The organism is Catenulispora sp. MAP12-49, assembly GCF_041262705.1.
GTDB lineage: Bacteria > Actinomycetota > Actinomycetes > Streptomycetales > Catenulisporaceae > Catenulispora.
In genome coordinates, this window is record NZ_JBGCCP010000026.1 from 1 (window position 1) to 15,784 (window position 15,784).

10 protein-coding genes are annotated in these 15,784 nt (G+C 69.7%); 5 read left to right on the forward strand and 5 right to left on the reverse strand.

The window, feature by feature from the left end; all coding sequences use genetic code 11:
• Window positions 1-743: 743 nt before the first annotated feature.
• Window positions 744-4,379, forward strand: a complete 3,636-nt coding sequence (locus ABIA35_RS35045) for a choice-of-anchor D domain-containing protein (RefSeq protein WP_370360827.1) — start codon at window positions 744-746, stop codon at window positions 4,377-4,379.
• A 74-nt stretch (window positions 4,380-4,453) separates the two neighbouring features.
• Here ABIA35_RS35045 and ABIA35_RS35050 read toward each other — a convergent pair whose 3' ends face one another.
• Complete coding sequence (locus tag ABIA35_RS35050) at window positions 4,454-4,792, reverse strand: hypothetical protein (protein WP_370360874.1); 339 nt, start codon at window positions 4,790-4,792, stop codon at window positions 4,454-4,456.
• Window positions 4,793-4,982: 190 nt separating this feature from the next.
• Here ABIA35_RS35050 and ABIA35_RS35055 point away from each other — a divergent pair, with 190 nt between their 5' ends.
• A complete protein-coding gene (locus ABIA35_RS35055) occupies window positions 4,983-5,828 on the forward strand; it encodes a polysaccharide lyase family 7 protein (RefSeq protein ID WP_370339783.1) in 846 nt (281 codons plus the stop codon).
• A 67-nt stretch (window positions 5,829-5,895) separates the two neighbouring features.
• Here ABIA35_RS35055 and ABIA35_RS35060 read toward each other — a convergent pair whose 3' ends face one another.
• Together ABIA35_RS35060 and ABIA35_RS35065 are read right to left on the reverse strand one after the other, a co-directional pair.
• Window positions 5,896-6,162: a hypothetical protein gene (locus ABIA35_RS35060; protein WP_370339784.1), complete on the reverse strand. Its 267-nt coding sequence runs from the start codon at window positions 6,160-6,162 to the stop codon at window positions 5,896-5,898.
• Between the two features lie 97 nt (window positions 6,163-6,259).
• On the reverse strand, window positions 6,260-6,973 hold the full coding sequence (locus ABIA35_RS35065; RefSeq protein WP_370360828.1) for a TetR/AcrR family transcriptional regulator: 714 nt from the start codon (window positions 6,971-6,973) through the stop codon (window positions 6,260-6,262).
• A 157-nt stretch (window positions 6,974-7,130) separates the two neighbouring features.
• Between ABIA35_RS35065 and ABIA35_RS35070 the strand changes: the two genes are divergently transcribed.
• Window positions 7,131-8,696, forward strand: coding sequence for an MFS transporter (locus ABIA35_RS35070; RefSeq protein WP_370339786.1), 1,566 nt, complete (start codon window positions 7,131-7,133; stop codon window positions 8,694-8,696).
• 144 nt (window positions 8,697-8,840) lie between these two features.
• Entirely contained in the window at window positions 8,841-12,839 is a 3,999-nt protein-coding gene (locus ABIA35_RS35075; RefSeq protein WP_370360829.1) for a glycoside hydrolase family 3 C-terminal domain-containing protein, read from the forward strand.
• Window positions 12,840-12,849: 10 nt separating this feature from the next.
• On the opposite strand, the gene ABIA35_RS35080 is transcribed toward ABIA35_RS35075, so the two are convergent.
• Entirely contained in the window at window positions 12,850-13,806 is a 957-nt protein-coding gene (locus ABIA35_RS35080; RefSeq protein ID WP_370339788.1) for a threonine/serine dehydratase, read from the reverse strand.
• A gap of 50 nt (window positions 13,807-13,856) precedes the next feature.
• Window positions 13,857-15,083, reverse strand: coding sequence for a serine hydrolase domain-containing protein (locus ABIA35_RS35085; protein ID WP_370360830.1), 1,227 nt, complete (start codon window positions 15,081-15,083; stop codon window positions 13,857-13,859).
• A gap of 19 nt (window positions 15,084-15,102) precedes the next feature.
• On the opposite strand from ABIA35_RS35085, the gene ABIA35_RS35090 reads away from it, so the two are divergent.
• Window positions 15,103-15,621: a GNAT family N-acetyltransferase gene (locus ABIA35_RS35090; RefSeq protein ID WP_370339790.1), complete on the forward strand. Its 519-nt coding sequence runs from the start codon at window positions 15,103-15,105 to the stop codon at window positions 15,619-15,621.
• Window positions 15,622-15,784: the final 163 nt, after the last annotated feature.

The window sequence follows — 15,784 nt, forward strand, 5'->3', positions numbered from 1 at the left end:
TCGCTGATACCCGGCCACCAGCTGGGCGATCCGACTTGATACCACCGGACCGGTCTGCTTCCGTAAGGCGACGATGCGACGGGGAATCCGGGACAAAGGCGACCACAAGCAACGACCGCAGCCCGACTACGCGACCCCCCACTCCCCGGAGCGAGGCCGCTCGCCGCGCAGGCGCCGCCGGAGGCGCCCTTGACTGTGGCCTTTGACTGTCGCCCTTGACTGTCGCCCTTGACTGTCGCAGTAGAGCCAACCACTTGCCCACACCACCGTCGCCCCGCGAAACCAGCGCCACCCCCGACCCGCGCCACCAACGGATCCCGCAAAACCCGCGCGAAGCCGTCAAGAAACGCCTGTAAGCCACCCACCCCAGCCGCACCCACACGAGAAACTCACCCACACAGAGGTCAGGAGCGCCGGTTTTCCTGCACCCGCAAGCCGGGGAACGATTTCCGCGCCGTTTCGCCCGCCGGCCGGCCCGGGCCCTCCCGCCCCGGGATGCCGGAGCGGCCCCGTCCCGTCGCGCGCGCCGCCGTGCTCCGGAATCAGCTCCTTGACCTGCCGATTGTGGGCTGCTCGTTGCGGTATCGAGATTTTTCAAGGATCGGCAAACTCTTGCAGCTCTGAGATCAGGATATTGCGCGAAGGTGTCGGCGGCGTTACGCTCCCGCTGCGACATCCCCCCCACCGGGCCGAACGCCACGGCCCGAACCCCGCACTGTGCCCCATCGAAGGAGCCCTTTGTGATGTCCAGATCCGCACGCGCCCGGATACCGGGCGCGCGACCGTACTCGCCACGCCGCACCCGCACCATGGCCGCCGCCCTCGGGGCGGTGCTGGCCACCGCCGGCACGCTGGTCGCCCTCGCCGCCTCGCCCGCGGCCGCGGCCGGTGCCACCGGCGGCTCCGGGGCGAGCCTGCCCTATGTGGAGGTCCAGGCCGCGAAGTCCGCGACCACCGGGAGCCTGATCGGTCCCAGCTTCAGCCAGGGCCAGCTCGCCGACGAGGCCTCCTACCGGCAGGCCGTCACCCTGGCCGGCAACGGCTCGGGCCAGAGCATCACCTTCACCACCCCGGTCGCGACCAACTCGATCGACATCCGGTACAGCATCCCGGACACGTCGTCAGGGTCCGTATACAGTGCCCCGCTGTCGCTGTACGTCAACGGTGCCAAGCAGTCCGACCTGTCGCTGACCAACGCCTACAGCTGGTACTACGGGAGCTACCCGTTCACCAACACCCCGGGCAGCGGCAACCCGCACCACTTCTACGACGAGGTGCACCGGCTGCTGTCCACGACCTATCCGGCCGGGACCACCTTCAAGCTGCAGGTCGACTCCGGTGACAGCGCCTCGTCCTACACGATCAACCTCGCCGACTTCGAGAACGTGGGCCCGGCGCTGACCCAGCCGGCCGGCTCGGTCTCGGTGACCAGCGAGGGCGCGGACGCCACCGGCGTGAACGACTCCACCAGCGCCTTCAACGCGGCCATCGCCGCCGCGGGCGCGGGCGGCACGGTGTGGATCCCGCCGGGCACGTTCAACATCCCGGGCCACATCTCGGTCAACAACGTGACCGTCGCCGGCGCCGGCATGTGGTACTCGACCGTGACCGGCACCGCGCCGGGCTTCTACGGCAACTCCGCGCCGAACCCGTCCCAGAACGTGCACCTGTCGAACTTCGCCATCTTCGGCAACGTGCAGGAGCGCGACGACAGCGCCCAGGTGAACGGCATCGGCGGCGCGCTGAGCAACTCGACCGTGTCCAACATCTGGATCGAGCACATGAAGGTCGGGGCCTGGATGGACGGCCCGATGGACAAGCTGACCTTCAGCGGGATGCGGATCCGGGACACCACGGCCGACGGCGTCAACTTCCACGGCGGCGTGACCAACTCCACCGTGACCAACAGCGACATCCGCAACACCGGTGACGACGGCATCGCGACCTGGGCCGACTCCGGCATCGGCGCCGACGCCAACGACACCATCTCCAACAACACCGTCCAGCTCCAGCAGCTCGCCAACGGCATCGCCATCTACGGCGGCCACGACAACACCGTCACCGGCAACCTGGTCGCCGACACCGGTCTGACCCAGGGCGGCGGCATCCACGTCGGCCAGCGCTTCAGCTCCACGCCGGTGGGCACCACCACGATCTCGAACAACACCCTGCTCCGCGACGGCAGCCTGGACCCGAACTGGCAGTTCGGCGTCGGCGCGCTGTGGTTCGACGGCAGTCAGGGCGCGATCACCGGGCCGATCAACGTCAGCAACGCCCTGATCGAGCAGTCGCCGTTCGAGGCGGTGCAGTGGGTCGAGGGCACGGTCAGCGGCGTCAGCCTGAACAACGTGACCATCGCCGGCACCGGCACGTTCGCGATGCAGGAGCAGACCGGCGGCACCGCGACGTTCCAGAACGTCGTCGCCACCGGCGTGGCGCAGGCCAACGCCGGCAACGCGCCGAGCTACAGCTGCGAGGGCAACTCCTTCGCCATCACCGACAACGGCGGCAACTCCGGCGTGAGCCCGACGCAGTGCGTCTCGGACAACCCCACGCCGGTCTTCCCGCCGTACCCGGCCAGCAGCGTCACCACCAGCCCCGGCTCGCTGAACTTCGGCTCGGTGGCGACCGGCACGACCAGCGCCGCGCAGACCGTGACGGTCTCCAACCCGACCGGCTCGGCGGCCGCGGTGTCCTCGATCGCCGCCACCGGTGACTTCGCGCAGACCAACAACTGCGGTTCCTCGATCGCGGCCAACGGTTCCTGCACGGTGAGCGTCACCTTCAAGCCCACCGCTTCCGGTGCGCGCAGCGGCAGCCTGACCGTCAACGCCGGCGGCGTCACCGACACCGTCTCGCTGTCCGGCAGCGGCGTCGCGCCCGGACCGGTGCTCGCCGCCAACCCGGCCAGCCTGGCCTTCGCCCGCACCGCGGTCGGCGTCTCGGCCGGGCCGCAGACGGTGACCATCTCCAACAGCGGCACCAGCGCGGCCACCGTCTCAGGGGTCTCCGTCACCGGCGACTTCAGCCAGACGAACAACTGCTCCTCGATCGCCGTCAACGGCACCTGCACGGTCACGGTGAACTTCACCCCGACCGCCGGGGGCTCGCGCACCGGCACGCTCACCGTCGCCAGCAACGCGACCAACGCCCCCACCACCGTGGCGCTCAGCGGCACCGGCGTCGACAGCTCGGTGAACCTGGCGGCCGGCCAGCCGGCCTCGGCCAGCTCCAGCAACGGCTCCTACGTCCCGGCCAACCTGACCGACGCCGACCCCTCGACCTACTGGGAGAGCGCGAACAGCGCCTTCCCGCAGTGGGCGCAGGTCGACCTCGGCCAGAACTGGAACGTCGGCAAGGTGGTCCTGCGGCTCCCGCCGTCGACCGCGTGGGGTGCCCGCACCCAGACGTTGTCGGTCCAGGGCTCCACGGACGGCACGAACTTCTCGACCCTCGTGGGCTCGGCCACCTACACCTTCGACCCGAACGCCAACAACAACACGGTGACGATCCCGTTCACCGCCGGCACCGCCCGCTACGTCCGGGTGAACATCACGGCGAACAGCGGCTGGCCGGCCGGGCAGCTCTCGGACTTCCAGGTCTACCTCGGCAGCGGCGGCACCACCACCGGCCCGTCGATCGCGACCAGCCCGAGCAGCCTGTCCTTCGGCAACCAGGCCGTCGGCACCGCCTCCGGCGCCCAGTCGGTGTCGGTGAGCAACACCGGCAACGGCGCGGCCTCGATCTCCTCGATCACCACCAGCGGTGACTTCGCGCTTGCCAGTCCATCAACACAGACCAACACCTGCGGCAGCACCCTGGCCGCCGGCGCGTTCTGCACGGTGAGCGTCACCTTCACCCCGACTGCCTCCGGCACCCGGACCGGCTCGCTGAGCATCGCCAGCAACGCCCCCGGCAGCCCGGCGACGGTCGCCCTGACCGGCACCGGCGCCACCAGCGGCACCACCAACCTGGCGCTGAACCAGCCGACCTCGTCCAGCGGGTACACGCAGAACTACGTGCCCGGCAACGTGGTCGACGGCAACACCAGCAGCTACTGGGAGAGCACGGACAACGCCTTCCCGCAGTGGATCCAGGTCGACCTCGGCGCCTCGAAGAGCATCAGCAAGGTCGTGCTCGACCTGCCGCCGTCCAGCTCCTGGGCCACCCGCAGCCAGACGCTGTCGGTGCTCGGCTCGACCGACGACAGCACCTTCTCCACCATCGTCGGTTCGGCGAGCTACACCTTCAACCCCTCGACCGGGAACACCGTGACCATCACGTTCCCGTCGACCTCCCCCCGGTACGTGCGGCTGAACTTCACCGCCAACACCGGGTGGCCGGCCGGGCAGCTCTCGGAGTTCCAGATCTTCCAGTGACACGTGGTTCTGGTTCTCAGTGATGCGGCGCCGTCTCCGCTCGTGCGGGGGCGGCGCCGCGCTGTTCTCATGGCTTATCGGTATCCGCTGATCGAGACCAGGGCGTCGTAGAGGGCGGAGTCACCGGACGGCCGGTCCTGCCAGCGCGCGGCGATGTGACCGTCCGGCCGGACAAGCAGGGCTCCGCCGGAACGCAGGCCACAACTGTCGGCGTGCTCGGCGGGCAGAGACTCGATGCGGAGCGGCCACGGCCCGGTGATTTGTTGCCCCCAGCCCGTCGGGTCCGGAGTCAGAACCGTGAACCACTCGCCGACGGCGTCCAGGGTCGAGCGATTCGGCGTCTGACACCGGCATGCTGAACTCCTCTCAACGCTCGCGGATGCCGCCCTGAATATCAGTAATCGTAGGGCAATGTCTGTTCATGGATGAGAATCCTGATTCCGGTTATGAACCTTTACTCACTCTTGACCGCCGGAGCATTGCCGCCCCCGCCCGCCGCCGACGACGATGAGCACGCGCTTCGCAAGGTCCGGACACCCCCGCTCGGCTTCGGCCCATGGCTCCCGACGCCGACGTCCTCGCCACCTATCCGAAGGGACTCTCATGTTGAGAGGCGCGTCACCCAAACTCGCCGCCGCGCTCGCCGCGGCCACCGTGATCTGCACCGGCGTCGTGGTCGCCGTGTCGTCGGCGACTGCTCAGGCCGCGCCCGGCCACGCCGTCGCGGCGCACGCGGTTCCGGCCGCGTCGGCCAAGCTCGGTACCACCGTCGCGCCCGGCGGCAACTTCAACCTGTCGGTCTGGGAGCTCCAGGAGCCCGTGGGCAGCCCCGGGTCGCCGCGGACGATTCCGTCCTCGCAGCTGCAGGGGTCGAAGGGCTATCAGGACTCGTACTTCTACACGGACCCCAAAGACGGGGCCATGACGTTCTGGGCGCCGGAGAAGGGTGTCACCACACCGAACTCCAACTACGCGCGCTCCGAGCTGCGCGAGATGAACAGCGACGGCAGCGATGCCGACTGGCACCTGGCCGGCACCCACCAGCTGCAGGCCACCCTGCGCGTGGACTCGGTGACCAACCATGTCTGCGTGGGCCAGATCCACCTCGGGACCGGCGGCTCCTCGACCAAGCCGCTCGTCGAGCTGTACTACTACGCCAACGGCAACATCGTGCTCGGGACCGAGAACTCGCCGTCCGGCGGGCAGACCACGCACCAGATCGCGAACGTGCCGGTCGGGACGCAGTGGAGCTACACGATCGCCGTCACCGGCGGGAACACCGTCTCGCTGACGGTGAACGGCAAGACGACGAAGTACACGATCCCGTCGTCCTTCGACGCGTACCACATGTACTTCAAGGCCGGTTCGTACAACCAGTCCTCGTCGAACAGCACCACCAAGGGGGCGCGCGTGGGCTTCTACGCGCTGACGGTGCACCACAGCGGCTGACCGCCGCGAACAGCGATCCCCGCGCCCGATCCACCGATCGGGCGCGGGCAGATCTGAGCGGGGCAGATCACAGTCCGAACGCTTCCTTGGTCTTCGCCCGCTGCGCGCGCGCCATCCCGCGCATCACCTCGTAGCTGCGGCCGTCCATGGTCGACACGATGATGACGTCATGGCCCTGACGCTCCTCGACCGTGGCGATGGCGTCGCGCGACAGGGAGATGTTGTCGTTGAAGAGCATGCGGAACGGGGCCTTGAGGTGAATCGTGTGTTCGTCGAAGTCGGTCACGGTCCAGCGCTTGTGCTCGGCCTTTTCCCCGGCCTTGTTCTCGGTCATGAGTGTTAGCGTTGCGCCGACGGCACGGTGATGGCGGCGCGGGTGGGCCGTTCGGGTGTGTCGCGAGAAGATCGGCGCAGAATTTCCTTACGGCCGGTCAGCCCGCGCCCTGGTCGCCGTTGTCGGCCAGCCGCGACCGCAGGCCGTCGATGAGCCGGTCCACCCCGAAGGCGAACAGCTTCTGCGTGTCGCCGTCGGCCATCAGCGCCATGAGGGCCCCGATGTTCGGCAGTGACTCGGCGGCCGCCTTGCACGCGTCGTCCGCCATCGTCCCGGACGCCGCGGACTTCGCGGACTTCGCCCCGGCGCCCAGCGTGCCCAGCGGTGCCTTCGGCTGCTGCTCCTGGAGCACGAAGCCTTGCACGTAGTTGGCCATCAGCACCGTGGCCCACGCGGCCTCGTCCTCCGAGAAGCCGCCGGCGTGCAGGCGGCCCAGCATCACGTCGAGCAGGTGCATCAGGTTCGGGCCGGGGGTGCGGCGGCCGGCCATCAGGCGGGCGGTGTCGCGGTTGGCGTGCAGGTAGCGGTAGTAGCCGTGGGCCATCTCGCGCAGGCACACCGACCAGTCGCCGTCGGCGGCCAGCTTGCGGGGGTCCCAGGTCAGGCTGTCGGCGAGCAGGTCGAGCAGCTGCTCCTTGTCCTGCACGTGGTAGTACAGCGAGGCCGCGCGCACGCCCAGTTCGGCGGCCACTTTGCGCATCGACAGGGCGTCCAGCCCGTCCCGGCGCAGGACCGTCAGACCCGCCGCGGCCAGGGCTTCGCGGGTGATGGCGGGGGGCCGGGCCGCCGCGCTGTGGTCCGCCGAAGTCACCCGCGGGTCTCCTTAGGTCGTCATAAGCCGTCGCCGTTCTGCCCCCAGACTTGCAGTCTAACGCTGTTAGTGGGAATCTAACGGTGTTAGGCAGCCGTCGCGCGGTGGCTCCGCCCGGCTGCTCCGGGCTGCCCCGCGCCCCGAAGCAGGGGGCACCATGACCGTCCCGGAACCCACCTCCCGTCGCAAAGCCCTGATCCTCGGCACGCTGTGCATCACGCTGTTCATGGCGATGCTCGACAACGTCGTCGTCAACACCGCGCTGCCGAAGATCGGCGCGCAGCTGCACGCCGGCGTCACCGGCCTGCAATGGGTGGTCGAGGGCTACAGCCTGGTCTACGCCGCGCTGCTGCTGACCGGCGGCACGCTCGGCGACCGCCTGGGCCGCAAGCGCGTCTTCCTGGTCGGCGTCGTCGGCTTCAGCCTCGGCTCCATGCTGTGCGCGCTGTCCGGCTCGATCGGCGAGCTCGTCGCGTCGCGGATGGTGCAGGGCGTGGGTGCGGCGATGCTGACTCCGGGCAGCCTGTCGATCATCCGCAACACCTTCCCCGACCCGCGCGAGCGGGCCCGCGCCATCGGCCTGTGGTCCGGCATCTCCGGGCTCGGGCTGGCGCTCGGCCCGGCCGTCGGCGGCCCGCTGGTGGACGCCTTCGGCTGGTCCAGCGTCTTCTGGATCAACGTGCCGATCGGTGTCGTGGCGCTGCTGGTGGGCTGGCGGGTGCTGCCGGAGTTCCACGACGGCCGCGACCGCTTCGACATCCCCGGCCAGGTCACCGGCGCCCTCGGTTTCGGCGCGCTGGTCTTCGCGCTGATCGAGGGGCCGAGCTCGGGCTGGGAGAGCGCGCGGGTGCTCGGCGCCGCCGCCGTCGCCCTGGTCTCGCTGGTCTCGTTCCTGGTCATCGAGGGGACGCGCACGGCGCCGATGCTCGACCTGTCGTTCTTCCGCGACCGGGTGATCTCCGGCGCGCTGATGAGCGGGTTCATGGTGAGCTTCGGGATGTTCGGCGCGCTGTTCTTCCTGCCGCTGCTGATGCAGGACGTCTACGGCTGGTCGCCCACGATGGCCGGCGTCGGCTCGCTGCCGGCGACCGCCTCGATCATGGTGGCCGCGCCCGTCGCGGGCATCGTGACCGGACGCCTCGGACCGCGCCCGGCGCTCGTCAGCGGTCTGACCCTGTGCGCGATCGCCCTGGGCGGCTTGTCGCTCTACGGGATCGGCGCGCACTACGGCCAGTACGTCTGGACGCTGCCGGTCATGGGCCTGGGCATGGGCCTGTCCTTCGCCCCGGTCTCGGTCGCGGTGCTCGAACGCGTCCCGGGCCCGAAGGCCGGCATGGCCTCGGCGGTCACCAACACCATGCGCGAGGTCGGCGGCGTGGTCGGCATCGCGGCCCTCGGCGCGATCCTCACCAGCCGGATGACCGGGCTGCTCGGCCACAAGCTGCACGCGCTCGGCGTCGACGCCGGCCATTCGCACCAGGTCGTGGCCGCCGTCACGAACGGCGGCGCGGGCGGGATCACCGCCGGCCGCGCGCTGCCGCCGGCGCTGCGCGACACGGTCGACTCCTCCTTCGTGGACGCGCTGCACCTCGCGCTGCGCAGCGGCGCCGGGCTGCTCCTGCTGGCCGCGATCGCCGCGTGGATCCTGTTGCGGACCAAGGCGAAGAGCGCGGCGTTGTCTCAGCCTTCTGAGGTTGGCGCACCGGCCGTCGCCCCCGCGTGACCACGGAACCGGTAACGGATGCGGTTACGGGATCGGTTCCGGAACCGGTTCTTCATTGACAGTGGTTAACCCGCGCGCAATATTCAAGCCGGACGAGGGCGCCCTCCCTGCCATCTGTTAGCTCAGAGGACTGAAGGGACTGCAATGAGGCTCCTCAAGCTTGCGCGCGGGTCGACGCCCTCGCGCGGCCGGCCCAGGCCGGTAGTACGTACCCTGCTGGCGGCGGGGGCGTTGTTCGCCGCGTCGCTGGCCGGTTTGCCCAGCCAGGCGCACGCGGCCGCGGGCACCCCGTTCGGCGGGACGCCTGTGGCGCTGCCGGGCTTGGTCCAAGCGGCCAACTACGACACCGGCGGCCAGGGTGTCGCCTACAACGTGGCGGCCGCCAACGGTTCGGCCAACAGCTACCGCGCCGACGGGGTGGACCTGGAGACCACCGCCGACACGCTGGGCACCAGCCCCGCGGGTGGTGCCTACGACATGGGTTGGACGACACCCGGGCAGTGGTTCAACTACACGGTCAGTGTTGCCACGGCAGGTACATACAGCGTCGCATTCCGTTTGTCCTCCCCGTACGGCATCGCTGACGCGTTGCATATCGCGGATGCTTCGGGGGCGAATCTGACCGGTTCGGTCGCTGTGCCGAACACTGGCGGCTATGAGACGTGGGCGACGGTCACCGCGAGTCTGATTCTGCCGGCGGGCACCCAGACGTTGACGGTGAAGCAGGACACGAACGGTTGGAACTTCCACAACATGGCCTTCACGCTTACCAGCAGTGGTGGCGGTGGCGGCAGCGGGGACAAGCCGTTCGGCGGGACCCCGGCGCCGGTGCCCGGCACGGTGCAGATCGCCAACTACGACACCGGCGGTCAAGGCGTCGCCTACAACGTGACCTCCACCAACGGCTCGGCCAACGGCTACCGCGCCGACGGAGTGGACCTGGAGAACACGCCCGACACGCAGGACACCAGTCCCGCCGGCGGTGCTTATGACATGGGCTGGACCGGTGCCGGACAGTGGTTCCACTACACGGTCCAGGTGGCCACCAGCGGCGTCTACACCGTCAGCTTCCGGGTGGCGTCGCCGTCCGCGATCTCCGACGCGCTGCACATCGAAAACGCTTCCGGCGCCAACCTGACCGGTGCCGTGGCGGTGCCCAACACCGGCGGCTACGGGACGTTCGCCACGGTCACGGCCACCATCACGCTGCCGGCCGGGGCGCAGACGCTGACCCTGAAGCAGGACGCGGCCGGCTTCAACATCCACTTCCTGTCCTTCGTCCTGGGCTCCGGCGGCGGGACCGGCCCGAACCAGTACTGCGGCACGCAGGACCTGGCGATGGATCAGCCGACCACGGCGTCCTCGACCTACACCACCACGGGTAACCTGGCGCCGGCCGCCACCGACGGCGACCCCGGCACCCGCTGGGAGAGCGCGTACAGCGACCCGCAGTGGCTGGACGTGGACCTGGGGACCCAGCAGCAGATCTGCGGCATCGGCCTTCTGTGGGAGGACGCCTACGCCTCGGCCTTCCAGATCCAGGTCTCCAACGACAACGCGACCTGGACGACCGTCTACTCCACGACCACCGGCACCGGCGGCCGCCAGACGTTCCCGGTCTCCGCGACCGACCGCTACGTCCGGATGTACGGCACGGCCCGCGCCACCCAGTGGGGCTACTCGATCCTGGAGTTCGACGTCTACGGCCTGACCAGCACCCCGCCGGTCACCGGCGGCAACGGCAACGGCGGCAACGGGGTCTGCCCCTGGGTCGGCTCCACCGCGCCGGTCGCGCAGCGGGTTCAGCAGGTGCTGAACACCATGAACCAGTCCGAGGAACTGACGCTGGTCGCCGGCGACGGCACGACGAACTACATCGGCCACGTCGCGGGCGTTCCCAACCTGTGCATCCCGCAGATCAACATGGAGGACGGACCCTCCGGGGTCGGTGACGGCAACGGCGGCGTGACGGCCTTCCCCGACGGGGAGTCCGCGGCGTCCACCTGGGACCCGGGGCTGATCCAGCAGGAGGGCACGGCCAAGGGCGCCGAGTTCGCCGGCAAGGGCGTCACCGTCGCGCTCGGCCCGACCAGCAACCTGGTGCGCGACCCGCGCTGGGGCCGGACCTACGAGACATACGGCGAGGACCCGTTCCTGGCCGGGGAGATCACCTCCTCCGAGGTGAAGGGCCTGCAGAGCCAGGGCGTGATGGCCGACGTGAAGCACGTGGCCGCCTACGACCAGGAGCAGTATCCGAACGGCGGCAACAACGAGATCGTCGGCACGCAGGCCATGCAGGAGCTGTACCTGGCTCCGTTCCAGGACTCGATCGCGCAGTCCGCACCGGCCTCGTTCATGTGCTCCTACGCCGTGGTCAACGGTGCCTCGTCCTGCGCGAGCGCCCCGATGCTCCGCAACGGCCTGGACACCCAGGCGAACTACGGCGGCTTCGTGGTCTCCGACTGGGGCGCGGCGGGTCCGGCGGTCGCCGACGCCAACGGCGGCCTGGACATCGCGATGCCGTTCAACTCCTACGCGACCAACCTGGGCAACGCGCTGGCCGCCGGCCAGTTCGACCAGGGCACCCTGAACTCCATCGTGGCCAGGATCCTGACCCAGCTGTTCGCGTTCGGCGCGTTCGACAACCCGGCGAGCGGTTCGCTGTCCGCCACGGTCACGAACGCGGCGCACCAGCAGACGGCGCTGCAGCTCGGCCAGGAAGGCACGGTCCTGTTGAAGAACAACGGCCTGCTGCCGCTGAATCCGAACCCGACCACCGCCAAGTCCATCGCCGTGCTCGGGACCGACGGCGGCGCCGCGGTCGAGCTCGCCGGCGGCGGCAGTGGCGGGGTCGACAGCTCGAACACGGTCTGGCCGGTCACCGGCATCCAGAACGCGGTCGGGCCGAACGTCAAGGTGACGTACACGCCCGGCGACGACAACGGGACGACCAATATCCCGCAGGCGGTGGCCGCGGCGCAGGCCGCGACCTACGCGATCGTCTTCGTCAGCGCGCCGGAGGGCGAGGAGAGCGACCTGAAGACGCTCGACGTGTCCGCCGCGGACGAGACGATGGTCGCGGATGTGGCGGCGGTGAACCCGAACACCATCGTGGTGATCAACAGCGGTTCGCCGGTGGTCATGCCGTGGCTGAACAGCGTGGCCGGTGTCTTCGAGAACTGGTACGGCGGCCAGGAAACCGGGGCTGCGGTGGCCTCGCTGATCTTTGGCACGGCGAACCCGTCGGGCAAGTTGCCGGTGACGTTCCCGTCGTCGTTGAGTCAGGTTCCGGCGCAGACCACGGCGCAGTGGCCGGGTACGCCGACCGGGCCGGTGTACAGCGAGGGTGTGAACATCGGGTACCGCTGGTATCAGTCGCAGAACATCACGCCGGCGTTCCCGTTCGGGTTCGGCCTTTCCTACACCAAGTTCTCGTTCTCCAACCTGGCTGTGGGCGGCTTCAACGCCAATGGTCAGGCCACGGTGACCGCGACGGTGACCAACACCGGATCGGTCGCTGGTGCGGAAGTGGCGCAGATGTATGTGGGGGATCCGGCCGCCAGTCAGGATCCGCCGAATCAGTTGGCGGGGTTCCAGCGGGTGATGCTGAATCCGGGGCAGAGTGCGACGGTCACGTTCCCGCTGTCGGTCCACAATCTGGCGTCGTGGTCGGCCACTGACAACCAGTGGGAGGCCCAGGCCGGCAGCTATGCGATCCGGGTCGGGGATGCCTCCAACAACCTGCCGTTGACTGGTTCGACGTCGCTGGCGCACACGTTGACCGGGCAGGTGGCCGCTGGTGCGTCCTATGCCGGGGTGTCGTCGGCGAACACGGCGGTCAGCGCGAACGTCACGCCGAACTCGGGTGTGGCAGGTTCGGAGACCGTCGGCGTGGTGAACCCGTTCGGATACAGCAGCCCCAAGGGCACCGGGGTGTCGTTCCCGATGCAGGCTGTGGACTCCAACACCGCGGCCACACTCACCTACACCGCCACCGGGTTGCCGCCGGGCATCAGTATCAGCGGCAACGGCACGATTTCCGGCAGCGGAACGACGCTGGGGACCTACACCGTGACCGTCACCGCCACCGACGGAGCGGGGGTGTCAGGCACAGCCACCTTCGTGTGGTCGATCGTGCAGTGAGGTCGATCGTTCAGTGAGCCAGATCGGACGGATCGGTGTTCGCGCCGCAGAGCACGACACCGATCCGTTCGCCCTCGCGCGGAGAGTACTGGCCGGACAGTAGGGCGGCCAGCGCGGTCGCGGCGCCGTGTTCCACCAGGACCCGCCGGTGCTCCCACAGTGCTGTGCGGGCCGCGACGATCTGCTCGTCGGTGACCAGGACCGAGGTCGCGAGCGGGTCGGTGGCCAGCTGGTAGGCCGTCTCCGAGACGCGCCGCGCGCCGAGCGAGTCGGCCGCGACGGAGTCCACGTCGACGTCGGTAGGGCCTCCGGCCTCCAGCGCCGCGTTGAGGGCCCGGCAGTTCTCGGGCTCGACGGCGACCACGCGGACCCCGTGCGGGAACATCGCGGCGGCGGTTCCGGAGAACAGGCCGCCCCCGCCGACCGCGACCATGACGGTGTCCAGGTCCGGGACCTGCTCGCGCAGCTCGGCGGCGCAGGTTCCGGCGCCGGCGGCGATCAGGGGGTTGTCGTAGGCGTGGGACAGGAGGGCGCCGGTGGCCTCGGCGTGCCGGATGGAGGCTTCGAGGGCGTGCGCGTAGACGGTGCCTTCGAGGCGGACGTCGGCGCCGAGGGCGCGGAGCTTCTCGATCTTCACGGCCGGCGCGGTCGCCGGGAGGAAGACGGTGACCTTGATGCCGGCGGTGCGGCCGGCCCAGGCCGCGGCGATCCCGGCGTTGCCGCCCGAGGCGATGGTGATGCCCTCGGCGGGCATGGTGCCGTTCTCGAGGTGGTGCAGGGCGAGGTTGAGGGCGCCGCGGGCTTTGAAGGAGCCGCCGTGCTGCATGAATTCGCAGGCCAGCCACAGCGCGCCGGTGCCGGGCACGGTGCCGGCGTCGGCGGGGCTGATGGTCAGGGGGCGAACCCGGGTGGCGATGCGGTCGGCGGCCGCCTTGACGTCGGCCTCGGTGATGACAGGGGCACTCATCGATGGTCTCCTTGGTCTCCTTGGTCGTCTTGGTCGCCTTGGGGAGGTCGTCAGGCGGCGGCTCGCACGGCCAGAGCATCGAACTCGGCCGTGGTGCCGTTGAAGATCGCGTCAGTGGTCTGCGACAGGAAGATCGTGCACAGGCCGAGGTGCGGATGGTTGGACCAGAAGGTGCCGTAGCCGCCGTCCCAGCCGTACCGGCCGTCGGCGGTGACCGACATGCCCATGCCCCAGCCGGCGCCGTCGAGGGGGAAGGGGGCTTCGGCGACCTGGTCCGGGGTCAGCTGGTTGGTGGTCATGAGCTCGACGGATTCCGCCGACAGAACCCGGCGGCCTTCATGCGTCCCGTGGCGCAGGAGCATGCGGGCGAAGGCGTAGTAGTCGTCGAGGGTGCTGATCAGGCCCGCCGCGCCGGAGGGGAAGACAGCGGGGGCTGCCCAGGTCTGCCAGGGGTCGGCGGGCTGTTGGGCCAGCTTCCCGGTGGCGGAGTCGGTCGCGTAGTAGGCGGGGAGCCTGCGGGCCTGCTCCTCGGGGACGGTGAAACCGGTGCCGGTCATGCCCAACGGACCCAGGACGTGCTCCTCGACGACGTCTTCGAGCGGCTTGCCGGCGGCGCGCGCGAGCAGGACGCCCTGCACGAGCGAGCCGACGTTGTAGCGCCAGCGGGTCCCGGGCTGGTCCATCAACGGGAGCTCGCCGAACAGGCGGATCCACTCGTCCGGCGCGTGGGCCGTCCGCGGCTCCGGCTGCGCGAGCACCAGACCGCGCTCCTCGGCCGCGAGGTTGACCGGGATCGGCGGGTTGACGGCCGGCAGCGCGCCGTTCATGCCGAAGCCGAGCCGGAAGGTGAGCAGGTCGCGGACGGTGACGGCGCGGTCGGCGGGCACGGTCTGCTCCAGCGGCCCGTCCAGCCGCTTCAGAACCCTGCGGTCGGCTAACTCCGGCAGGAACGGGTCCACCGGGCCGTCGAGCTCCAGCACACCGGCGTCGACCAGGGCCAGGACCGCGGCGGCGACGACCGGCTTGGTCATCGAGGTGATGCGGAACGGCGTGTCGCGGGTCATGGGGACGGCGGAGCCGAAGGCTGTCTCGCCGAAGGTGGCGACGTCGACGTGCTCGGTGTCGGTGTCGGTGTCGGTGGCGGCGGCGCTGTCGTCGTCGCCGATCCGGGCCACGAGGGTGACCGCACCGGGCAGCTCGCCGCGTTCGACCCGGCCCGCGATCGTCCGATGGAGGCTCTGAAGGGCGTCCTGGTCCAAGTGAGGTACCGATGCCATACCGCTATTGTCCATATCCATGACGATCACCGTCCGCCGCGCCAACCTCCCCACCGAAGCCGATGAGATCGCGAAGCTCCTGACGGACTACATCACCACTGCTCTCCAGGAGCTCCACGCCACCTTCGGCATCGAGGACTCACCGACCGAGGTCTCCACCCTGCGCGACTCCCTGGAGGAGTACACCGACCCGGCGAAAGCCCTGTTCGTGGCCCAGGACCAGGCCTCCGGCGCCCTGATCGGCGTGGCGGGCCTGCGCACCCTGGAACCAGGCGTCGTCGAGGTGAAGCGCATGTACGTGGTCCCGGAGAGCCGCGGCCAACGCGTCGGATCGCAGCTGCTCGACCGCCTCCTCGAGGAGGCCGCCCGAATGGAGGCCACGGTCGTCCGGCTCGACACGGTGCGCTTCATGGCCGACGCGCAGCGGCTCTACCGGTCACGCGGGTTCGTGGAGCGGACGCCGTACGCCGGGACGGAGATTCCGCCGCATCTTCAGCAGTACTGGGTCTTCTTCGAGCGGGGCGGGCAGTCGGTTTAGCGCTGCTTGGCACGTGCCCAGACGTATTCGAGCCCGCATAGCGAGTGACCACGCGGTTGAATGACCGCGTGGAGAACGAAGACCTCTTCGGAATGCGGGCGTTGAACGGCCTCGGCCTTGAGGCCGTCCCGACCCGCGAGCTGCTGGAAAGATTCGAATCCAC